This is a genomic window from Massilia sp. YIM B02443, from assembly GCF_030411955.1.
Classification (GTDB): domain Bacteria; phylum Pseudomonadota; class Gammaproteobacteria; order Burkholderiales; family Burkholderiaceae_D; genus Telluria.
Genome location: NZ_JASNRA010000020.1, coordinates 1 through 22,098 on the forward strand (window position 1 = coordinate 1; position 22,098 = coordinate 22,098).

Here is a 22,098-nt window from a genome sequence, read left to right on the forward strand (position 1 = left end):
GCGCCGGCCACCGACATCGATGGCAAGGCGCGCGGCGGCGCGATCGACCTCGGCGCGTATCAACACTAAGCAACACCAGCACCGCCAGCCGGGCAGGCGCCCGGCGACAATCGACTGACTGATGGGCCGACGCCCGTACGTGAACAACGTACGGGCGTTTGCTATTCGGTCTCGGCGTCGTCCTCGAGCGGCTGCGCGATCTCGGGTCCGCCGCTGCCGGCGCGGTTCACGCGCGTGCTGACCTTGTGCCACTCGAAGGCGTCGGCGGGCAGGGCGCTGCGGCGCGCCAGCTCGAGGGCCGCGTCGGGCGTCAGCGAAGGATCGAGCCACAGCTCGGCGTCGCGCGCTTCGAGCACGACCGGGCGCCGGTCGTGGATGTCGAGCATGCCGCCGGTGGCGTCGTCGGTCACCAGCACGAAACCGGCCTCGGCGCGGTTCTCGGTGAAGCCGCCGAAATTGGCCAGCGCCAGCATGTACAGCGGCGCGCGGTCCTTGCGGTGGATGTGCCAGGGTTGCTTGTGACCCTTTTCGCCGGTCCATTCATACCAGCCCTCGGCCGGCACGATGGCGCGGCCCGACTTGAGCAGGCCGCGCCAGTAGCGGTTGGCGAGCTTGTCCATCCGGGCATTGATCGTCACCGGCACCTTGTCCCTGGCCCAGCGCGCCTGATAGCTCCAGTACACGTCGTCCACCCGGCGTTCGCCGTCCTGGATGTGCATTACCGGGCGATAAGTCCCTGGCGGCACATTGAAAGCCGGTTCGGACTCGCTGTCGTACAGCGCGTCGGCCCAGCCGAATACGCTGGCGTAGTAGCGAGCCGTCTGGCTCTGGTCAAATCGTCCACACATGATTCGATGGTAGCGCAAGGACCCGAACAACGGCACGCGGCTGGACGCTGTGGTGCTGATGTTTCGTTCAGGAAAATAATTTGTTCAAATGCTTTTCTTGAATCGGTAACAATGATACTGTGCCGATCAAATAATCCCGCAAAACCAACTCCGCGACTGCCTGCCGCCGGACCCGCCACGCCATGCAAACAAAACTCAGCCGCTCATCCATCGCCCGACTGCTGCGCCCGCTGGCGCTATTCCCGGTGCTGCTCATGGTGCTGGCGCTCGGCTTCGCCCGTCCGGCAGCGGCGGCGTGCACGACCACCGGCGCCTGCCTGTCCGCCGGCCCGCGCTTGCTGAGCGTCGACAGCACCCAGAGCGTGCTCCTGAATTCGCTGCTGGGCGGCCTGCTCGGCACCAGCCTGAACCTGACGGCGGCGGACTGGAACACGCTGGCCCAGGGCAACGTCAACCTGCTGTCCTTCCTGACCCAGCTGCAACTGCAGACCGGCGTCTCGAGTCCGTCCCAGGCCCTGAACGCCAACGTCACGCTGGGCCAGGTCACCGCCGCCCTCGGCGTACAGGCGCAGGCGCAGGCGAACCTCAGCCTGCGCAGTGCGCTGAACGCCCTCGGCGCCCAGCTGGGCGCCGCCGGCGCCAGCGTGCGCCTGGGCGATCTGGTGAAAGTGTCGGCCGACGCCGGCGCGCTGGCCAGGACCACGGTGAACTCGCTCGACATGCTCACCGGCCTGATCCAGCTGTACAACCGCCGCAACGTGCTGAGCACACCAATGCCGATCGGCGTTTCCGGCGGGCTGCTGGGCGCGCTGGGCGTGGTCAACAACCTGCAGCTGTACGCCCAGGTGATCGAACCGACCGTGTACATCTGCGGTCCGGCCGGTTCCACCTTCCACAGCGCCGCCATGCGCGTCAAGCTCAAGCTCGACCTGGTCACGCTGGCGCCGGTGACTTCGCTCCTGACCGCGCTGCTGGGCGAGACCTCGATCGCGATCGGCCAGCTCGATGTGTATGCCGAAGTGGCGCGCGGCGAGGGCGTGCTGCAGGCGGTCGACGGCATCAGCCGCGCCGTGACGCTGCAGGCGCTGCCGGGCGTGGCCGACATCTACCTGGGCGCGATCGACGACGGCGTGTTCTTCAACCGTTCGCGCGCGATCGACCCGGCACGCGACCTGGCCTACGGCAAGATCGGTTCGCTGACGCTGGCCGGCCTGTCGGTGCTCGACATCGAGGTCAAGAGCTGGGCTCGCGGCCAGTCGCCGTTCGCCAGCACGGTGACGATGTCGGGCAACTTCCCGCAGACACGCACGGTGAGCACCAGCACCGCCTTCGTGAGCACGCTGGCGAACGACCTGGTGTCGAACCTGAGCCTGCGCATCCCGCTGCTCGACCTTGGCCTGCTGAACCTGGTGACCGACGTCGTGGTCGGGCTGGTCAAGACCATCGTCACCGGCGCGCTGTCGCCCGTGCTCACGCCGGTCCTCACCGGCCTGGTCGACCCGCTGCTGCAACTGCTCGGCATCGGGCTGGGGCAGGTGGTGGTGACGGTCAAGGGCATCTGCGAAACCTGCGACGCGTTCAGCCTGAGCACCGCGGTGGACAAGCTCGACGCCATGCCGTCGACCGTGCTGACCTACACCATCACGTATGCCAACACCGGCAGCACCACGCTCACGGACGTGAAGATCGTGAATCCGACGCCGGCCTACACCAGCTTCGTGGCCGGCGCCTGCGGCAAGCTGGCGCCGGGGCTGAGCGATTGCGCCGTGAAGAGCAGTCCAGAGCCCGGCACCACCGGGACGGTGACGATGGACGTGCTGGTCGAATAGCCTGCTCGCCTGCTGGCCGCGCGCGTGCGCCGTTTGGTCATGTTGTCCCGCAATGGTATGCTCCGGGATAACATTAAACGGTTAACGAAACGACAAGGAGCAGGTATGGCAGCAGGCTGGTGGAGTGTATTGAAAACCGTCCCTTGGAGCGAAGTGATCCACGCCGCGCCCCAGGTCGCGAGCGGCGCGCGCCGCCTGTGGGACACGGTCAACCGCAAGCAGGGCGCGATGCCGGCCGACGACATGGCGCCGGAAGCCTACGCCCGTGAAGAAGACGTGTTCGGCGCCGTGGTGGCGCGCATGGAACACAACGAAGCGGTGCTGATCGACCTGCACAACCAGATGCGCTCGGCCTCGGAACTGATCGCCAACCTGGCCGACCAGAACGCGCAGTTGATCGCCAAGGTCGATGTTCAGCGCACCAGGATCGCCTGGCTGGGCGCGGCCGCCGGCCTGTCGTCGCTGCTGGCGCTGGTGGCGCTGGTGCTGGTGTCGGTGCGCACCTGAGTGCGCATTGCAGTAGCTGAAGGAAGTCAATGAAAGCAGTACTGATTGTCGCGACCCTGTTCATTTTCGTATCGATGCTGATGAACGGGGCGCGCCGGCGCGGCAAGCTCAACGAGCAAGCCAACCGCGCCGTGACCGGCCTGGCCAACTCGATGCGGTATTTCGTCTACGGCCTGCTGGTCTTTGTCGGCATCGTCTGCCTGGCGATGGCGTGGCATATGCTGGGGCCGTTCTAGGGTCTGCCATGCTACTGGCAATTCCGGAGAATTCCGGTATCATCCGAATAGTTTCCTAAAATCAATTTATTGATCTCACTTCAATAAGTTGGCCAATTATTCGCGATCCGTGATTTCAACCATCCAAGAATCTCTCGGGCTCTCCGACCGTGTCCTGAACCTGCTCGATTGCGGCGTGATCGTGCTCGACGCCGAAGCGCGCATCGTGGTCTGGAACGGTTGGCTGACGCCGCGTTCGGGCCGCGGCGCCGCGCGCGTGCAGGGCCAGCCCCTACTCGACGTGTTTCCCAACCTGCGCGGTTCGCGGGTCGAGGCCGCCGTGCTGGCGGCGCTGACCGAGGGCAGCATCACCAATGTCCCGCCATCGTCGGGCCGCTCGCCGTTTCCGCTGCGCCAGGCCGGCAGCTTCGACGGTGCGCCGATCGAGCAGGCGGTGACGGTGACGCCGTTCCGCGAGGACGGCGAGTGCTATTGCCTGGTCGAGATCCGCGACGTCAGCGGAATCGCCGAGCGCGAGCGGCGCCTGCTCGACCATGCCGAATCGCTGCGCGCCCGTTCCTACGTCGACGGCCTGACCGGGATCGCCAACCGGCGCCACTTCGACGTGGCGCTCGAGCGCGAGCTGCGCCGCGCCCAGCGTGGGCATGGCGCGCTGGCCTTGCTGCTGGTGGATATCGATTCGTTCAAGGCGTATAACGACCACTTCGGCCACCAGCAGGGCGACAGTTGCCTGGCGACAGTGGCGCAGGCGGTCAGCACCATGCTGCGGCGGCCGGCCGACCTGGCGGCGAGATATGGCGGCGAGGAATTCGCGGCCATCTTGCCGGACACGACGTTGGCGCAGGCGCTGTCGGTTGCAGAAACCATCCGCGCCCACATCGCCGGCCTGAACCTCGAGCAGGCGCCGGCCGCCGTACACCGCCAGGTGACGCTGAGCATCGGCGTGGCCGCCTATGACCGCACGCGCCTGAGCGATCCGGCGGCCCTGATCGAGGCCGCCGACAAGGCCTTGTACGCGGCCAAGCGTGGCGGACGCAACCGTGTGGTGGCGGATGCGGATGCAACGATGCCGGCAGTGCCGGCGTTGTAAAAAACCGTTTGGACGCCGTCGGGAAGACGGCGCCATCCTCTCGTCAAACTGCGAGCGGCAGCTTGTCCAGCAGCTTGTCGAGCGTGACCGGATAGTCGCGCACGCGCACGCCGGTGGCGTTGTAGATCGCATTCGCCACCGCGGCGGCAACCCCGCACAAGCCCAGTTCGGCGATGCCCTTGGCTTTCATCGGCGACGAATACTCGTCGGCCTCGTCCAGGAAGATCACGTCCTGGTGCGGGATGTCGGCGTGCACCGGCACCTCGTAGGTGGCGAGGTCGTGGTTGGCGAAGAAGCCGCGTTGGGTGTCCACCGCCAGGTGTTCCATCAGCGCGGCGCCGACGCCCATCGTCATCGCTCCGATCACCTGGCTACGCGCCTGCTTCGGGTTCAGGATGCGGCCGGCCGCGCACACGGCCAGCATGCGCCGCACGCGGGTCTCGCCGGTGATGGGGTCCACCGCTACTTCGACGAAGTGGGCGCCGAAAGTCGACAGCTGGTGCTTTTTTTCCAGGTCGCCGAATTCGATCTTGTCCTCGGCCACCAGTTCGCCGCCGCTCGCGGCCTGCGCCAGCGGCTGGCTACGTCCACCGGCGCGCACATTGCCGTCGATGAATTCGGCCTCGCGTTCGTTGACGCCAAGCCTGGTGGCGATCTGCTCGCGCAGCTTGACGCAGGCAGCGTACACGCCGGCGGTCGCACTGTTGGCGCCGAACTGGCCGCCCGAGCCGGCCGAAACCGGGAAGTCGGAATCGCCCAGTTTCACCTGCACCCGCTCGAGCGGCACGCCCAGCATCTCGGCGGCGGTCTGGGCGATGATGGTGTAGCTGCCGGTGCCGATGTCGGTCATGTCGGTTTCCACCGTCACGGCGCCGTCGCGGCCAAGCCGCACGCGCGCGGCCGAGGTTTTCACCGGGCTGTTGCGGAAGGCGGCGGCCATGCCGTGGCCGATCAGCCAGCGGCCTTCGCGCCGCTGGCCCGGCTTCGGATTGCGCTCCTTCCAGCCGAAGCGTTCGGCGCCGGTGCGCAGGCACTCGATGAAGCGGCGCTCGGAAAACTTGCGGATCGGCTTTTCCGGATCGACCTTGGTGTCGTTCAGGATGCGCAGCTGCACCGGGTCGATGCCGAGCTTTTCGGCCATCTCGTCCATCGCGATCTCGAGCGCCATCATGCCCGGCGCTTCACCCGGCGCGCGCATCGAATTGCCTTCCGGCAGATCGAGCTCGGCCACGCGGGTCGCCGTCATGCGGTGCGCGCCGGCGTACAGCAGGCGGGTCTGCTGGGTCGCGACTTCCGGTTTGCCCTCCGGCAGGTTGCCGTTCCAGGTCTCATGGCCGATGGCAGTGATGCGGCCGTCGCGCCCGGCGCCGATGCGGATGCGCTGGATGGTGGCGGGACGGTGGGTGGTGTTGTTGAACACCTGGTGCCGGTGCAGGGCCACCTTGACCGGGCGCCCGGCGGCGCGCGCGCCCAGTGCCGCCAGCACGGCGTCGGCGCGCAGGAACAGCTTGCCGCCGAACCCGCCGCCGATGAAGGGCGACACCACGCGCACGTTTTCCTTGGGCATATTCAAGGTCTTGGCGAGGTCGGTGCGCCACCAGTCGATCATCTGGCTCGAGGTCCAGACCGTGAGCTTGTCGCCATTCCATGCAGCGGTGGAGGCGTGCGGCTCCATCATCGCGTGCGACTGGTCGGGCGTGGTGTAGGTGGCGTCGAGCTTGACGGGCGCCAGCTCGAAGTTGCGCTCGAACTGTCCGACGCGGGTATCCGGTTCGTCGCCTTCGGCTTCCGGCTTCCTGGCCCGGTCCTTGTTGGCGGCCAGGTCGAATTTGCCCTTTTCTTCGGCGTACTCGATCCTGACCAGGGTGGAGGCGGCGCGCGCCTGCTCGAAGGTGTCGGCCACCACCAGCGCGACCGCCTGGTGGTAGTGCTCGATCTTCGGTCCGCCGAGCAGGGTGGCGACGTTCTTTTCGCCCTTGCCGAGCTTGCCGGCGCTGTCGGCGCTGACGATCGCCAGCACGCCCGGTGCGCGGCGCGCCGCCTCGGCATCGATCCTGACGATGCGGCCTTTCGGGATCGCGGACCCGATCATGTAGCCGTGGGCGGCGTTCGGCACATCCTTGTGGTGCTCGTAGGCGTAGGTTGCGGTGCCGGTGACTTTCAGCGGACCGTCGATGCGGTCGTAGGGGCGGCCGACGTGGCGCTGGCGGTCGATGGGATTATTGGTGGCGGGTGGGGTGAATTTCATGGGATCAGCCTTTCTTGGCGTCCGCCATGGCGGCGGCCAGCGTGCGGTGCACCAGCGGCACCTTGAACGCGTTGTCTTCGGTGGTGCGGGCGCCGGCCATCAGGCGGTCGGCCACGGCTTTGGCGCCTTGCGTCCATTGCTGCTCGGCGGCCTCGACGCGCCACGGTTTATGCGCGACGCCGCCGACGGCGATGCGGCCCGTTCCGTCCGGCAGGATCACGGTGGCGACCGAGACCAGGGCGAACGCATAGGAGGAGCGGTCGCGGATCTTGCGGTAAGCGTGTACGCCGCCGAGCGGCTTGGGCAGCTTCACCGAGACGATCAGTTCGCCGGGCTCGAGGCCCGTCTCGATATGCGGCGTGTTGCCCGGCAGGCGGTGGAAATCGGCGATCGGGATGGTGCGCATGCTGCCGTTGGCGCGCACGGTCTCGACTTCGGCGTCGAGCAGGCGCATCGCGATCGCCATGTCGCTCGGGTGGGTGGCGATGCAGGCCTCGCTGGCGCCGACCACCGCGTGGTGGCGCGTGTAGCCGCCGAGCGCGGCGCAGCCGCTGCCCGGTTTGCGCTTGTTGCAGGGCTGGTTGGTGTCGTAGAAATAGGGGCAGCGGGTACGCTGCAGCAGGTTGCCGGCGGTGGTGGCTTTATTGCGCAGCTGGGTCGAGGCGCCGGCCAGCAGGGCGCGCGACAGCACCGCGTAATGCTTGCGCACGCGCTCGTCGGCGGCCAGGTCGGTATTGCGCACCAGGGCGCCGACGCGCAGGCCGCCATCATCGGTCGGTTCGATCTTGTCGAAGCCAAGACCGTTGACGTCGATCAGCGCGGCCGGTGTCTCGATTTCGAGCTTCATCAGGTCGAGCAGGTTGGTGCCGCCGGCGATGAAGCGCGCGTTCGGCGTGCGCGCCGCGGTGGCGGCCGCTTCGGCGGTCGAGCTGGCGCGTTGATAGGTGAATGCCTTCATGCCTTGCCTCCATTCTGCTGGCCGGCGACTTCGGTGATCGCTTCGACGATATTCGAGTAGGCGCCACAGCGACAGATGTTGCCGCTCATGCGCTCGCGGATCTCGTCGACGCTCAGCAGAGGTTTGACGTTCAGGTCGCCCGTGACGTGGCTCGGGATGCCCTGGCGGATCTCGTCGATGACGGAGACGGCCGAACAGATCTGGCCCGGGGTACAGTAGCCGCACTGGTAGCCGTCGTGCTTGACGAAGGCGGCCTGCATCGGGTGCAGCTTGTCGGGCGTGCCGAGGCCTTCGATGGTGGTGATCTGCGCGCCATCGTGCATTACCGCCAGCGACAGGCAGGAATTGATGCGGCGGCCGTCGACGATGACGGTGCAGGCGCCGCACTGGCCCTGGTCGCAGCCCTTCTTGGAGCCGGTCAGGTGCAGGTGCTCGCGCAGCGCGTCGAGCAGCGTGGTGCGGGTGTCGAGTTCGAGCTTGACCGGCTTGCCGTTGACGGTGAAATTGACGCTGCTGGTAACGGTCCCGGGGTGGGCGTCGGCCGGGGCGTTGGCGCCGTTGGCCGGCTGGGCGCCGGCGTGCGGCACTGACATGGTGGTGGCCGACACGGCGCCTGCGATCAGCAGGTCGCGCCGGGTGAGCTTGAGGTCGCGGATGGGTTCCATGCTGGACGATTCCTTCTCTTCGATTGCGTTGGTCCGCGTCCGGGCCCGGCGTCAATACCGCGGCGCCGGGACAGGCGGGAGCGTGATTCCATTGTCAATTTGATTCTAGTTCAGCATGGATAGGAGCCGCGTTCGCTTGAAGTCTGAACGGTCTGCGGCTGGATGACGAGGCGAAAAAAAAGACCAGCCGTGGCTGGTCCTGCGTTCATGCGATGCCTGCCATTGACTCAGGCATGCGTGCCGCCATCGACGTTCCGCATCGTCGCAATGATCTGCCGGGTCGCCGGGCCGCCGGGCTGCCGGTGCGGTTCATCGCGCGTGCCGCAGTCACGCCTGCAACACATAGTTGCCGGGCGCGGCCGGCGCATTGGCCGGCGGCGCCGGCGGCGCCACCTGCGCCCCGGCATGGCGCGCCAGCCAGCCTTCCCAGGCCGGCCACCAGCTGCCGTTCACCTGCGGCACGCGCGCCTGCCAGCTGTCCGGGTCGACGTAGGGTGAGTCATGTCCATGCACCGCCACCTGGTAGCTGCGCCGCATGCTTCCCGGCGGCGACACCACGCCGGCGTTGTGTCCGCCGCTGGTCAGGATGAACGTGATCTCGGTATCGGTCAGCGGAATGATCTTGTACACCGAACGCCAGGGCGCCACGTGGTCGGTGAGCGCGCCGACGGCGCACACCGGCACGTCGATGTCGCTGAGCGACACCGGCCGCCCGCCGACCAGGTAGCGCGCGCTGGCCAGGCTGTTCCTGAGGAACAGCCGGTGCAGATACTCGGCATGCATGCGGTAGGGCATGCGGGTGGCGTCGGCGTTCCACGACATCAGGTCGGTTTCCTGGTCGGGCAGGTCGAGCAGGTAGTGACGCAGCCGGCGCGACCACACCAGGTCGTTCGAGCGCAGCAGCTGGAAGGCGCCCGCCATCTGGCGCGTATCCAGGTAACCCTGCTGCCACATGGCCGCTTCCAGGAAGCTGACCTGGCTGTCGTCGATGAACAGCGACAGTTCGCCCGGCTCGGTAAAGTCGACCTGGGCCGCCAGCAGCGAGATGCTGGCCAGCCGGTGATCGTGGTCGCGCGCCATCGCCGCCGCCGCGATCGCCAGCAGCGTGCCGCCTAGACAGTAGCCGGCCGCATTCACCTGGCGCGCGCCGGTCTGCGCCAGGATGGCGTCGATGGATGACATGATGCCCAGCTGGCGGTAATCGTCCATGGTCAGGTCGCGGTCTTCGGCCTGTGGATTCTTCCACGACACCATGAACACCGTGTGCCCATGCTCGACCAGGTAGCGCACCAGCGAGTTCTGCGGAGAAAGGTCGAGGATGTAGTACTTCATGATCCAGGCCGGCACGATCAGGAGCGGCGTCGCGTGCACGGTCGGCGTGACCGGATCGTAGCGCAGCAGTTCCACCAGCCGGTTTGCCATCACCACCTTGCCGGGCGTTACGGCCACTTCGACCCCAGGCCGGTAGCCGACCGGTCGCGCCCGGCCCGCCAGCGCGTCGTGGGCGTCGCGCATGGCGCGCAGCGAGCCGCGCACCAGGTTCATGCCGCCGCTGGCGAGGGTGGCTTGCTGCACCACCGGATTGGTCGAGACGAAATTCGACGGCGCCACGCCGTCGAGCAATTGCCGCGCGACGAAGGTAACCACGTCGGCGTGATGCGGCGCCACTCCGCGCACGGTGGAGGTGGCGCGGTGCCACCATTGCTGGCCCATCAAAAAGGCTTGGCTCAGCTGGTGCCAGGGCCAGGCGTTCCAGGCCGGATCGCTGAAGCGTTTGTCCTGCGCCAGCGGGCGCACCGGATCGGCGCCGTGGTGGCTCGGATCGGTGACGTAGGTCCACCAGCGCTGCCAGCCCATCATGGCGTCAATGAACAACTCCTGCTGCTTGTCGGGCAACATCATCAGGTGACTGGCCCAGTCGAACCACGCCATGCCGAGCGCGGCCGGCGACAGGTGGCCGGTCATGCGCCCGAGCGCCGCCCACAGGATCAGGTCGGTGTGATGCTTGCCGCCCGCCACCCGTGCATGGCGGTGGATGCCGCCTTGCCAGGCGCTGCCTTCGAGCCGGCGTTCACTGTTGGCAGGGTCGGGACGCGCATCGGGACGCGCATCGGGACGCGAATCGGGACGCGAATCGGGACGCGAATCGGGCGCCATGATGCGGATCGCCTCAGTGCGCCAGCAACAGCGGCGTGCTGCTGGCGCCCAGCAGCGACCGTGTGACGCCGCCCAGCACGAATTCGCGGTAGCGGCTGTGGCCGAAGGCGCCGGCCACCAGCAGCCCGGCGCCTTCGCGCCGCGCCACGCCCATCAGCGCGTCGCCGGTGGCGCCGCGCGACTGCTCCAGCACCACCTCGACCTTCACGCCGTGGCGCGCCAGGTGCAGGGCCATGTCGGCGCCCGGCTCTTCGCCATGGACGTCGGCCATGGCGTCCGGATTGACCAGGGTGAGCTTGACCGCATCGGCCTGCAGCAGCAGCGGCAGCGCGGCCGAGATGGCGCGGATCGCCTGCATGCTGCCGTCCCAGCCGGCTACCACCGTGCCCGGGAAGTGCTGCGCTTGCCAGCCGGGCGGCACCACCAGGATCGGCCGCGCGCCGTGCAGGGCGATGTATTCCGGCAGCGCCCGGGCCTGCGCCGGCACGCCGAGGACGGCGACCGGTTCGGATTCGCGGCTCACTACCACCAAGTCGGCGTAGCGCGATTCGAGCAGCAGGGCGAAACGGGCATCGTCCTCGAGCATGCGGGTCTCGTACGAGGCCACGCCGCGGCGCTGCACCGCTGTGCCGAACTCGTCCAGGCGGGCCCGTACCGCGGCGCGCATGCCGCTGAAGTCGGACTCGGGCATCATCGGCGCGCCCATGGAGCCGATCAGCAGCGAATAGTCGAACCAGGAAATGCCGGTGGCCGCGCTGCCGATCAGGTGGGCGTCGAACAGATTGGCCAGCAGGGCGCCGGCGCGCACCCGCGATTCCTGTTCGGGACTGCCGTCGACGTGCACCACGATGGTCTTGTACATGCCGGTTCCTTTCGCCTGGATAAAGCGGCGCGTGGGCCAATGGCCGCGCAGGACGCGCGGGCGGCATGGCTACCTACTTGGATCGGTGCGCGGCTGCTTCATTCCCGGATGGGATCGGCGTTCGGGTTGAATTTGATGCGGATCAAAGGACTGTGGCTGCGTAACGCTACTGGGAAAGATTTCCAATGATCATATGACAAAGCAATATGTACGAATTTTCCGACGTGACGGCGCGATTCCGATTACCCGTCCCGGCACTTGTGCGCGGGGTCGATGGCCTCATACTAATAACCGTTACCGGCGATGTGGTCGGTTCTCTTGTGTCTCCATCTCAGCATGGCTGAGGATTCGGCCGCTGTCTGCTTCGTGCGACAGCGGCATTTTTTTTCGCGGAGTCAGGGAGCGGAGGTGAAGGGCAGGTAACGGTAGTGCCCGACCATCTTGAACGCGAACAGGATGTCCTCGACCTGGGTGCCGGCGCCGATATTGTGGATGACCAGCGGCGTGCCGTTGGCCGAGCGCTCGTCGGCCACGATCCCGATGTGCGGCAGGTGCGGCGGCAGCAGCCAGGTAACGATGTCGCCCGGCTTGTAGTCTCCCGCCCGCTCGCTGAGCGGCAGCGCGCTGCCATGGCGCCGGAAAAACACTTCCAGGTTGGGCACGCGGCGGTGGTCGATATTGGTGTCGGTCGACTTCAGGCCCCAATGCTTGGGATACGCCGACCATGCCGCGCGCATGTCGCGGTTCACCAGCGCCTGCAGGTCGATGCCGAGCTTGCGGTAAGCGCGGATCACGACGTCGGTACAGACGCCGCGGTCGGGCGGCACGTCGCCGCCGGGAAAGGCGAGCTTGCGGTAAGCAGGATCGTAGCCCGTCGTCACGCCGACCTGGGTGCGCGCAGCCTTGACCAGGTCTTTGGCAGATCGGGCATCCGCAAAAGGGACGCACAGGAATAGAAACACGGCAAGCAAAGGACGCATGAACACTCCGTAGCTGAAGTGAAACCGCCAGATTGACCGGTCGAACGTGAAACGGATTGATGAGCGTCAGTGCTGCGTAGACGCTCGGAACGAGCGTGCTGAAGATGGTGCCCGAAGCCGGGATCGAACCGGCACGCCATTGCTGGCACGGGATTTTAAGTCCCGGGTGTCTACCAGTTTCACCATTCGGGCAGCGGCAGAATTCTAGCACACGCATGCTGTTGCCGGAGCATAACTGCAATTTTGCTCTCCCGACATGCTTGATCATCGGCCACTGGGAAGGGCCAAGGTTTTGGCACCCCTGCCGGGATGGTGTAGCATGCCGGACGGCACCCCCGAACCCGAGGCGGTGCCCGTGAAGCACGAGGAAAAGAATTGAACATCATTATCAACGACGAACTGCGTTCCTTCGTCGATCCGCTGACCGACATCGAATACGCCGCCCTGGAGCGCAGCCTGCAGGCCGAAGGTTGCCGCGACGCGCTGGTGCTCTGGCAGGACACCCTGATCGACGGCCATAACCGCTACGAAATCTGCCGCAAGCACAATATCGAATTCCGCACCGTCCAGAACAACAGCTTCGCCTCGATCGAGGACGTGATGTTGTGGATGATCGACAACCACCTGGCGCGCCGCAGCGTGTCCGATTTCCAGCGCGGCCTGCTGGCCCTGCGCAAGAAAGAAATCGTGACCGCGCGCATGGCGCAGAAGATGGCCGAGGAGCCGCCCGAGCCAAGCCCGGACGACATCGATTCGCGCCCGCCGCCGCCGTGGAACACGCGCGAGGAGGTGGCCAAGGCGGCGCGGGTGTCGAGCAATACCATCAGCCAGATCGAACGCATCCAGAAGGCGGCCACGCCGCAGCTGGTGGAGGCGGTGCGCACCGGCGCCATCTCGATCAATGCCGCCGCGAATGTCGCCCAGCTGCCGCAGGAAGCGCAGATCGCGGCCGTGGCCGGCGGGCGCAAGGAATTGCAGCAGGCCGCGCGCCAGGTGCGCGAGCAGAAGATGGCGACCCGTCCGCGCAAGGAAAAGGAAGCGACCGAAGGCGGCGGCGACGACGTCGCCTCGCTGCGCAAGGAGATTGCCGCGCTCAAGGACCGCATGGCGACCTTGCTGACCGAGAACGAACGCCTCAAGCAGCGCCTGATCAACGCCGGTCTCGACGACGCCTGATCCGGCACGGCGCATAACACGGAGAAAAAAAGATGCCCCTGTCACGCTCGTCCATTGCACTCCTGACCGGCGCCATGCTGTTCGGCGCTACCGCCAGCGCGTCCCCGCAGGCCGTTGCGCCGAAGAAGACGCCGGTGGTTGCCGGCGCCGCCCAGAAACCGTTCAGCGCCGAAGAAATCGCGCGCTGGAAAAAGACGGCGGGGGCGGTGACGATCATGCGCGACAAATGGGGCATCCCGCACGTGTTCGGCAAGACCGACGCCGACGCCGTGTTCGGCATGCTGTACGCCCAGGCCGAGGACGATTTCAATCGCGTCGAACTCAACTACATCAATGCGATGGGACGCCTGGCCGAGGTCGAAGGCGAGGGTGAAATCTGGCGCGACCTGCGCATGAAGCTGTACATCCAGTCGGACGATATGCGCGCCAAATATGCCGCCAGCCCGGAATGGCTCAAGCAGCTGATGATCGGTTTCGCCGATGGCCTGAACTATTATCTGTACACCCATCCGGAAGTGAAGCCGAAGCTGATCACCCGTTTCGAGCCCTGGATGGCGCTGACCTTCAGCGAGGGCAGCATCGGCGGCGACATCGAGTCGATCGAACTGAAAGACCTGGAAGCCTTCTACGGCAAGCCGCAACACGCCGCCGCGCAAAAAGTGGCAGGGCTGGACAAGGGTTTCGACACCGAGCCGCGCGGCTCGAACGGCTTCGCGATCGCGCCCAGGCTGTCCGCCAGCGGCCACGCGCTCTTGATGATCAACCCTCACACCTCGTTCTACTTCCGCCCAGAAATCCACATGGTGAGCGAGCAGGGCCTGAACGCCTATGGCGCCGTGACCTGGGGCCAGTTCTTCATCTACCAGGGCTTCAACGACAAGCTGGGCTGGATGCATACCTCGGGCGGCGGTGACGTGATCGATGAGTACCTGGAAACGGTGACCGAGCGCGACGGCAAGTTCTTCTACCGGTACGGCAAGGAACAGCGCCCGCTGCGCGCGGTGCCGATCGCGCTGCCATATAAGAAGACTGACGGAACAATGTCCAGCCGCGTTGTCACAGCATACTTCACCCACCACGGCCCGGTGGTGCGCAGCCAGGACGGCAAATGGGTGTCGGTCAGGATGATGGACGAGCCGCTCAAGGCGCTGACCCAGTCGTATATCCGCACCAAGGCGCGCGACTTCGCCGCGTTTACCAAGGCGATGGAGCTGCGCACCAATTCGTCCAACAACACGGTATACGCCGATGCCAAGGGCAATATCGCCTATTTCCACGGCAATTTCATCCCGAAGCGTAACCCGGCCTATGACTGGACCCGTCCGGTCGATGGCAGCACCCCCGCCACCGAATGGCAGGGCCTGCACGCGATCCAGGACACCATCACCCTGTTCAACCCGGCCAGCGGCTACCTGCTGAACACGAATAACTGGCCGTGCACCGCCGCCGGCGCCAGCAGCCCGGTGTGCAAGAACTATCCGGCCTACATGTGGTCGCTGCCCGAGAACGCACGCGGGCGCAACGCGGCGCGCGTGTTCAAGGAAGTGCAGGCAAACAAGGGCGTGACCATCGACAGCCTGATCGCGGCGTCCTACGACACCCGCCTGCAAGCCTTCGAACCGCTGGTGCCGAAGGTGGTTGCCGACCACGAGGCGCTGCACGCGAGCGATCCGCGCCAGGCCAGACTGGCCGGGCAGATCGCCGCGCTGCGCGGCTGGAACATGCGCTACGCCGCCGACTCGGTCCCGACTTCGCTCGCGATTTACTGGGGCCAGGAAATGGTGAAGCAGCATGGTGCACGCGCGCGGGCCGAGCGCATTCCGGTCGTGGACTACATCGGCGAGCGCCTGAGCCCGGCTGAGCGCCTGGATGCGCTGGTGCGAGCGTCCGACAAGCTGACCGCCGACTTCGGCAGCTGGCGTACGCCATGGGGCGAGATCAACCGCTTCCAGCGCATCAGCGGCGACGTCGACCAGCAATACGACGACAGCAAGCCGAGCTGGCCGGTGGCTTTCCCGTCGGCCAACTGGGGCTCGCTGGCCTCGTTCGGCATGGTGGCCAAGCAAAAGACCAAGCGCATCTACGGCGATCGCGGCAACAGCTTCGTCGCTGCCGTCGAGTTCGGTCCGAAAGTGCGCGCCAAGAGTATCCTGGCCGGTGGCCAGAGCAGCGACCCCAAGTCGCCGCACTTCGACGACCAGGCCGCGATGTATGCGCGCGGCGAATTCAAGGACGTGCTGTTCTACAAGGAAGACATCGAACGCAAGCTGGAACGCAAGTACCATCCGGGAATGTAAAGGAAACCATGGATTTGACTGAAAAGCAGAAGATGCTGGCCGGGATGCAATACCACGCCAGCGATCCGGAACTGCGTGCCGAACAGGCCGCCACCGGCGCCTGGCTGGCGCGCTACAACGCGGCGCTGGGCGACCCCGCCAGCTGGCACACGCTGCTGCTCGAACGCATTGCGCGCGCCGGGCAGGGCGCCACGCTGCGTCCGCCGTTCCACTGCGACTATGGCTGGCACATCACGCTGGGCGCGCGCGTGTTCATCAACTTCGATTGCGTATTTCTCGACGTGGCGCCGATCACGATCGGCGACGATACCCGTATCGGTCCTGGCGTGCACATCTATACTGCCGAGCATCCGCGCGACCCGTCGCTGCGCCGTGCCGGCTTCGAATCGGGCAGGGCGGTGACGATCGGACGCAATGTCTGGATCGGCGGCGGCGCCATCATCCTGCCGGGCGTAACGATCGGCGACGACGCCATCGTCGGCGCCGGCAGCGTGGTCACGCACGATGTGGCGGCGGGCAGCCAGGTGGCGGGCAACCCGGCGCAGCCGATTGGCTGAACTGCGGCCTTGGCCCCGCATTCAGCGCTGGCGGCCACAGTTTCCTGCTTGATATAATCCCGCACTTCGTTTCACCATCTCACGCGGTTTTCACGCACTCGGCAAGGCAGGACAGGCAGTGGCCAAACTCTATTTCAGGTACTCGGCGATGAACGCCGGCAAATCGACCGCCTTGCTGCAGGTCGCGCACAACTATGAAGAGCAGGGCCAGCAGGTCAAGCTGTACACGGCCGCGATCGACAACCGCTACGGCGTCGGCCTGATCACCTCGCGCCTGGGCGCCCAGCGCAGCGCCGAGGTGTTCGATGCCGACACCAGCTTCCTCGAAACCGTGCCGGACGTCGCCTGCGTGCTGGTCGACGAATCGCAATTCCTCTCCACCGCCCAGGTCGGCCAGCTGCACCAGTTGGCCCAGGTGCGCGGCGTGCCGGTGATCTGCTACGGCCTGCGCAGCGATTTTCGCGGCGAACCGTTCCCCGGCTCGGCCTACCTGCTGGCGCTGGCCGACGACATCGAAGAGATCAAGAACATCTGCACCTGCGGCAAGAAGGCGACCATGAACATCCGCGTCGACGAACAGGGCCGCCGCATCCGCGAAGGCGAACAGGTCAGCATCGGCGGCAACGAAAGCTACCGCCAGGCCTGCGGGCGCTGCTTCTACGCCAAGTAACTCGCGATGGCGTCGCTGCTCTCCTGCAGCGCCTGGCTCCCGGCGCTGGCTTGCGCCCAGGCCCCATCGGTCCTCGACATGCTGCTGTACCTGGCGCCGTCGATGGCGCTGGCGCTGCTGCTATGGATCGGCGCCGCGGCCCATCCCGGCTTCTTCGTGTTCACCGCGGTCGGCACGCTGTTCCATGAACTGGCGCATTTCTCGGCCGGCCTGCTGACCAATGCCGAGCCGATCGGGATGAGCGTGATCCCGCGCCGCATCAAGCGTGCCAAGGGTGCGCAAGGGCGGGGGCATAACTGGGAGCTGGGCTCGGTCACCTTCGCCAACCTGCGCTGGTATAACGCTGCCCCGGCGGCGCTGGCGCCCTTGCTGGTGCTGCTGCTCCCGTTCGCCGTGGCCTGGTGGCGCACCCGCCACGGCTGGGTGTTCGAGCCGCTCGACCTGGCCTTGATGCTGGTGCTGGCGCCGCAGTTCCTGTCGTTCTGGCCGTCCCCGGTGGACTGGAAGCTGGCGGCGCGCTCGTGGCCGTGGGCGCCGCTGCTGGCGGGGCTTGGTGCGCTATGGACGTGCCGCGATGCGCTGCTCGGTCTCGTAAATGGATGAATCGAGGCGCACTAGCCGGTCGCGGCTGACTTACGCCAGCCTTAATATTTCGCTTTCGACCATATTCAACAGGGGTAAGCCGGCTCTGCACCGCTGCTTCATCCTGTAGAATGGACCGCAAAGCGCGGAACGTCGGGCTTGCCGCCCGCGTCCCGGAACCGCAACAGGATCCCCGTTCGGAGAAACATAGAATGAAGAAGCACGTGCTCATCGCCGCCGTGGCATTTGCCATGTCGGCCCATGTGGTGACCGCGCAGCCCGAGAAGACGGCTGCCGTCGTGCAGCCGGCGGCGCCCGCCAAGCCGGCCGAACCTGCCAAGCCCGCCAAGCCGAACCCGGGCGGCACGCCTGCCGCAGCCCAGATGAAGCCGATCGCCGCCCAGACCCAGGCCGCGCTGTGGGCCTCGCGCGTGCTGGGCCGCTACCACTACAAGGCGGTGCCGCTGGACGACGCGATGTCGGTCAAGATCTTCGACAACTACTTCGATTCGCTGGACAGCGAAAAGCTGTACTTCGTGCAGGGCGACCTGGATCGCTTCGCGCCGCAGCGCACCAGGATGGACGACGCGATCAACAACGAAGACCTGACGGTCCCGTTCGAGATCTACAACCTGTACCAGCAGCGCTTCGCCGAGCGCATGGCGTATGCGCGCGGCCTGCTCAAGACCAAGTTCGATTTCAATACCGACGAATCCCTGCAGCTCGACCGCGAAAAAGCCCCGTGGGCCAAGAGCGAGGACGAGATCCGCGACCTGTGGAGGAAGCGCGTCAAGAACGACTGGCTGCGCCTGAAACTGGCCGGCAAGGACGACAAGGCGATCCGCGAGACGCTGGATAAGCGCTACGAGAACTACGTCAGCCGCATCCGCAAGCTCAACAACGAAGACGTGTTCCAGATGTTCATGAACGCGTACGCCACCGCGATCGAGCCGCACACCAATTACCTGGGCCCGCGCTCGGCCGACAACTTCGACATCGCCATGCGCCTGTCGCTGGAAGGCATCGGCTGCGTGCTGCAATCGCGCGACGACTACACCGTGATCCGCGAAATCGTGCCGGGCAGCCCGGCCGACAAGTCGGGCAAGCTGAAGGTGGGCGACCGCATCGTCGGCGTGGCCCAGGGCAACGGCCCGTTCACCGACGTGCTGGGCTGGCGCCTGGACGACGTGGTGGCGCTGGTACGCGGCGAGAAAGGCTCGACCGTGCGCCTGGACGTGATCCCGGGCGACGGCGGCGTCGACGCCAAGCACGTGGCGGTGTCGATGGTGCGCAAGAAGATCAGCATGGAAGAGCAGGCCGCCAAGAAATCGATCATGAAGGTCAAGGAAGGCGGCGTCGAGCGCCGCATCGGCGTGATCTCGCTGCCGACCTTCTACCTCGACTTCGAGGCGCGGCGCCGCGGCGACAAGGACTTCCGCAGCGCCACCCGCGACGTCGAGCGCATCCTCACCGAACTCAAGAAAGAGAAGGTGGACAATGTTCTGATCGACTTGCGCAACAACGGCGGCGGTTCGCTGACCGAGGCAATTGAATTGACTGGTCTCTTCATCGACAAGGGCCCGGTGGTGATGCAGCGCACCGCCGAAGGCCGGGTCGAAGTCGAGAGCGACACCAGGGCCGGACTGGCCTGGGACGGTCCGATGGGCGTGCTGATCAACCGCGGTTCGGCCTCGGCTTCCGAGATCTTCGCGGCCGCGATCCAGGATTACGGCCGTGGCCTGGTGATCGGCGAACCGAGCTTCGGCAAGGGCACCGTGCAGACCCTGATCGACCTCGACCGCTTTGCACCGAACGAGAAGATGCGTTACGGCGAGCTGAAGATGACGATCGCCCAGTTCTTCCGTATCAATGGCGGCACCACCCAGCTGCGCGGCGTAACGCCGGACATCAAGCTGCCGGTGCTGGCCGACATCGAGAATTTCGGCGAATCGTCGTACGACAACGCGCTGCCGTGGGTGTCGATCAAGCCGGCGCAGTACATGCCGCTGGGCGACCTGAAGGAGCTGGTCGGTCCGCTGCAGAAGCGTCACGAAGCGCGTATCGCCAAGGACAAGGATTTCCAGTTCCTGCAGGAAGACATCGCCGAGGTGCTGAAACTGCGCAAGGAAAACGCGATCTCGCTGAACGAAGCGGTGCGCCGCAAGGAACGCGACGCCCAGGATGCCCGTTCCAAGATGCGCGAAGCGCGCCTGGCCGGCAATTCGGCCACGCCGGACGAGCCGGCTACCGGCCCGGGCAGCAAGGAAAAGCGCGCCGAGGCGCCGGATCCGACCAAGGCCGAGAAATCGGTGGTGGCCCTGCGCGGCACGCCGCGCCAGGACGACGGCCTGCAGGCGGACGAGCGCAACCTGGCGGCGGAACTGGCGGCCGAGAAGGCGGCCAAGGATGCCAAGGACGTGATCCTGCAGGAAGCGGCCAACATCCTGGCCGACGAGGCCGGCATGCTGAAGACCGATACCCGCCTGGCCCTGCGCGCCATGCCGTACATGACCAACGCGACGGCGAAAGCCAACTGATCGTGCAGCGAGGCCGGCGCATGGTGTGCCGGCCGGTGCTGTCGGCGGACGGCCGCATCCCCTTGGATGCGGCCGTTTTTCTTGGGATTGAGCGTCTGCACTGCGCTTGCTTTTCGGCATGCAGCGAAAATGCATCAAAAGCACCGTTCACGCGTAAAAAGTCTTGCAGGCGATTCCACGGACAACTGGATGGATGCTTTTCCGTGTCAGTACAAAATGCAAGATAAATATACTTCTTATAATATTTATTTGGCATGTCCATGCTATAACTCAACAATACGGGCGCACGCACGGTTCGACTCCTGAGAAAAGTTAAGGTTTTTGGCATTATGCTACGATTAATTGTAGTTGTAAAAAGAATAACGCCAACTTATCTTAGGAGTTTCTCCCATGTCAATTCGCCACCTTGTTGTTGCTGCTCTGCTGGCAAGCGCCGGCGCTGCCCAAGCGGATGTGGTCAGCACCGCGTCGCAACCCACTTTCGTCAACGGCTGGACCGCCAACGGCACCAACATCATCGGCTCGGGCGTGCTCGGCGCCGATGTCAGCCTCGTCGGCGGCATCGCTCACAGCACGGGTAACAGCGCCGCCCTGACCTCGACCCTGGTCGGCAACACCAGCGCCTACATGTCGTCGAGCGACGCCCAGAAACTGTTCGTCCAACAAGGCATCGACGCCAGCTACGTGCTGAGCGCCGGCAACGGCCTGCTGGCTGCACGCTACGGCAACTCGACCTCGGTCATCAACGACGGCGACGGCGTCAAGATCGTGGTTGGCGCCACCCCTGGCGCCGGTGCGGCAATCCCGGGCGCCGGGGGCGCAGTCGGTGGTGGCGGCGCAGTCGGTGGTGGCAGCGCAGTCGGTGGCGGTGGCGCCATCGGCGGCGGCGTCGTGATCGGCGGCGGCACTGGTGGCAACGCCGGCGGCAGCACCGGTGGCGGCAATGCGACCCAGCCGGGCACCGGTACCGGCGGCGGCAACGTCGCCCTGCCTGCGGCCGATCCGATCATCTCCCTGCCTGACCAGATCGCCGCCGTGCCGGAACCGGGCACCGTGGCTCTGATGCTGGCCGGCCTGGTTGGCGCCGGTTCGCTGAGCCGTCGTCGCAGCAAGCGCTGAGCGGCACTGCACGTCGTTCAGTACAGACGCAACGACTGTACTGACCACCGCGGGCGCCGTCATGGCAGGCGCCCGCGGGCACCCACCGCCTGGCTTGCTTGGCGGCGTACATCATTCAGGTACAATTCCGGGAACCATAGCTGCCACGCAGTGACTTTCCCGGATATGACATGGTCCTGAACTCCGGCGGGGACCCGGCTTTCGCCGGCCTGGTCCGCGTTTTTTCTTCTTCTCCCTCAGCGTTTTTGCCGAACCGTGCCGGGTGTCCGCACGGGGATCGTCGACGCCGTTCCGATTGGTGGCGCCGGGCTTCGCAATCCGCATGAGCACCACCACCATCGCGCTCGATGCGCTGGCGCCGCTGGTCGGCGCCGAGGTGGCGCTGTCCGGCTGGTTCGAGGTCGGCCAGGCGCGCATCGACGCCTTTGCCGACGCCACCGACGACCATCAATGGATCCACAACGATCCCGAACGCTGCCGCCGCGAGTCGCCCTGGGGCCGGCCGGTGGCGCACGGCTTCCTGACGCTGGCGCTGTTGCCGGCGATGCTGGCCGACGCCGTCACCATCGCGGGCATGCGCATGGGCGTCAACTATGGCCTGGACAAGGTGCGCTTCCCGGCGCCGCTGCCGGCCGGCAGCCGGGTGCGCGCGCTGGACGCTGCGCCGCGCCGAACCGGTCGCGGGCGGCTGGCAGCTGGCCTGGGAAGCGGCGCTGGAGGCCGAAGGCCAGCCGAAGCCGGTGTGCGTGGCCGAATTCCTGTTCCGCGCCTACGTATGAG

The 22,098-nt window shown here is 66.2% G+C and carries 18 protein-coding genes, 1 tRNA gene and 1 pseudogene; 12 read left to right on the top strand and 8 right to left on the bottom strand.

Features of this window, described 5'->3' with window-relative positions; translation table 11 throughout:
* Positions 1 to 161: 161 nt before the first annotated feature.
* Positions 162 to 848: an SOS response-associated peptidase gene (locus QPK27_RS18715; protein ID WP_290419685.1), complete on the bottom strand. Its 687-nt coding sequence runs from the start codon at positions 846 to 848 to the stop codon at positions 162 to 164.
* Between the two features lie 182 nt (positions 849 to 1,030).
* On the opposite strand from QPK27_RS18715, the gene QPK27_RS18720 reads away from it, so the two are divergent.
* From QPK27_RS18720 to QPK27_RS18735, 4 genes are all read left to right on the top strand, one after another.
* Positions 1,031 to 2,677 carry a hypothetical protein gene (locus tag QPK27_RS18720; RefSeq protein WP_290419686.1) on the top strand — a complete coding sequence of 549 codons (1,647 nt, stop codon included), beginning with the start codon at positions 1,031 to 1,033 and terminating at the stop codon, positions 2,675 to 2,677.
* A 129-nt stretch (positions 2,678 to 2,806) separates the two neighbouring features.
* Complete coding sequence (locus QPK27_RS18725; RefSeq protein WP_290419687.1) at positions 2,807 to 3,184, top strand: hypothetical protein; 378 nt, start codon at positions 2,807 to 2,809, stop codon at positions 3,182 to 3,184.
* A 29-nt stretch (positions 3,185 to 3,213) separates the two neighbouring features.
* Positions 3,214 to 3,420: a hypothetical protein gene (locus QPK27_RS18730; protein ID WP_290419688.1), complete on the top strand. Its 207-nt coding sequence runs from the start codon at positions 3,214 to 3,216 to the stop codon at positions 3,418 to 3,420.
* Positions 3,421 to 3,529: 109 nt separating this feature from the next.
* Positions 3,530 to 4,510: a GGDEF domain-containing protein gene (locus QPK27_RS18735; RefSeq protein ID WP_290419689.1), complete on the top strand. Its 981-nt coding sequence runs from the start codon at positions 3,530 to 3,532 to the stop codon at positions 4,508 to 4,510.
* A gap of 43 nt (positions 4,511 to 4,553) precedes the next feature.
* Here QPK27_RS18735 and paoC read toward each other — a convergent pair whose 3' ends face one another.
* The 7 genes from paoC to QPK27_RS18770 form a co-directional block, all read right to left on the bottom strand.
* Positions 4,554 to 6,758 (bottom strand): aldehyde oxidoreductase molybdenum-binding subunit PaoC, encoded by a 2,205-nt coding sequence (gene paoC, locus QPK27_RS18740; RefSeq protein WP_290419690.1) that lies wholly within the window; start codon positions 6,756 to 6,758, stop codon positions 4,554 to 4,556.
* A gap of 4 nt (positions 6,759 to 6,762) precedes the next feature.
* Positions 6,763 to 7,716, bottom strand: a complete 954-nt coding sequence (locus QPK27_RS18745; protein WP_290419691.1) for a xanthine dehydrogenase family protein subunit M — start codon at positions 7,714 to 7,716, stop codon at positions 6,763 to 6,765.
* Entirely contained in the window at positions 7,713 to 8,381 is a 669-nt protein-coding gene (paoA, locus tag QPK27_RS18750) for an aldehyde dehydrogenase iron-sulfur subunit PaoA (protein WP_290419692.1), read from the bottom strand. Before paoA ends, QPK27_RS18745 begins: the two co-directional genes overlap by 4 nt.
* A gap of 327 nt (positions 8,382 to 8,708) precedes the next feature.
* On the bottom strand, positions 8,709 to 10,538 hold the full coding sequence (locus QPK27_RS18755; protein WP_290419693.1) for an alpha/beta hydrolase: 1,830 nt from the start codon (positions 10,536 to 10,538) through the stop codon (positions 8,709 to 8,711).
* Between the two features lie 13 nt (positions 10,539 to 10,551).
* Positions 10,552 to 11,400, bottom strand: coding sequence for a universal stress protein (locus QPK27_RS18760; RefSeq protein ID WP_290419694.1), 849 nt, complete (start codon positions 11,398 to 11,400; stop codon positions 10,552 to 10,554).
* A gap of 395 nt (positions 11,401 to 11,795) precedes the next feature.
* The gene (locus QPK27_RS18765; RefSeq protein WP_290419695.1) at positions 11,796 to 12,380 is read right to left on the bottom strand and encodes a DUF1287 domain-containing protein; all 585 of its coding nucleotides are present in this window, start codon (positions 12,378 to 12,380) and stop codon (positions 11,796 to 11,798) included.
* A gap of 105 nt (positions 12,381 to 12,485) precedes the next feature.
* A tRNA-Leu gene (locus tag QPK27_RS18770) sits at positions 12,486 to 12,572 on the bottom strand.
* A gap of 183 nt (positions 12,573 to 12,755) precedes the next feature.
* Here QPK27_RS18770 and QPK27_RS18775 point away from each other — a divergent pair.
* The 8 genes and pseudogenes from QPK27_RS18775 to QPK27_RS18810 all read left to right on the top strand — a co-directional run bounded on the left by QPK27_RS18775 (position 12,756) and on the right by QPK27_RS18810 (position 22,097).
* The gene (locus QPK27_RS18775) at positions 12,756 to 13,556 is read left to right on the top strand and encodes a hypothetical protein (protein ID WP_290419696.1); all 801 of its coding nucleotides are present in this window, start codon (positions 12,756 to 12,758) and stop codon (positions 13,554 to 13,556) included.
* 32 nt (positions 13,557 to 13,588) lie between these two features.
* The gene (locus tag QPK27_RS18780) at positions 13,589 to 15,853 is read left to right on the top strand and encodes a penicillin acylase family protein (protein ID WP_290419697.1); all 2,265 of its coding nucleotides are present in this window, start codon (positions 13,589 to 13,591) and stop codon (positions 15,851 to 15,853) included.
* An 8-nt stretch (positions 15,854 to 15,861) separates the two neighbouring features.
* Positions 15,862 to 16,410, top strand: coding sequence for a sugar O-acetyltransferase (locus QPK27_RS18785; RefSeq protein WP_290419698.1), 549 nt, complete (start codon positions 15,862 to 15,864; stop codon positions 16,408 to 16,410).
* A 118-nt stretch (positions 16,411 to 16,528) separates the two neighbouring features.
* Positions 16,529 to 17,080, top strand: a complete 552-nt coding sequence (locus QPK27_RS18790; RefSeq protein WP_290419699.1) for a thymidine kinase — start codon at positions 16,529 to 16,531, stop codon at positions 17,078 to 17,080.
* Positions 17,081 to 17,086: 6 nt separating this feature from the next.
* On the top strand, positions 17,087 to 17,683 hold the full coding sequence (locus tag QPK27_RS18795) for a hypothetical protein (protein ID WP_290419700.1): 597 nt from the start codon (positions 17,087 to 17,089) through the stop codon (positions 17,681 to 17,683).
* 191 nt (positions 17,684 to 17,874) lie between these two features.
* Positions 17,875 to 20,199 carry a carboxy terminal-processing peptidase gene (locus QPK27_RS18800; RefSeq protein WP_290419701.1) on the top strand — a complete coding sequence of 775 codons (2,325 nt, stop codon included), beginning with the start codon at positions 17,875 to 17,877 and terminating at the stop codon, positions 20,197 to 20,199.
* A 390-nt stretch (positions 20,200 to 20,589) separates the two neighbouring features.
* Positions 20,590 to 21,318, top strand: coding sequence for a PEP-CTERM sorting domain-containing protein (locus tag QPK27_RS18805; protein WP_290419702.1), 729 nt, complete (start codon positions 20,590 to 20,592; stop codon positions 21,316 to 21,318).
* Positions 21,319 to 21,640: 322 nt separating this feature from the next.
* A pseudogene (locus QPK27_RS18810) lies at positions 21,641 to 22,097 on the top strand (MaoC family dehydratase).
* Position 22,098 lies beyond the last annotated feature (1 nt).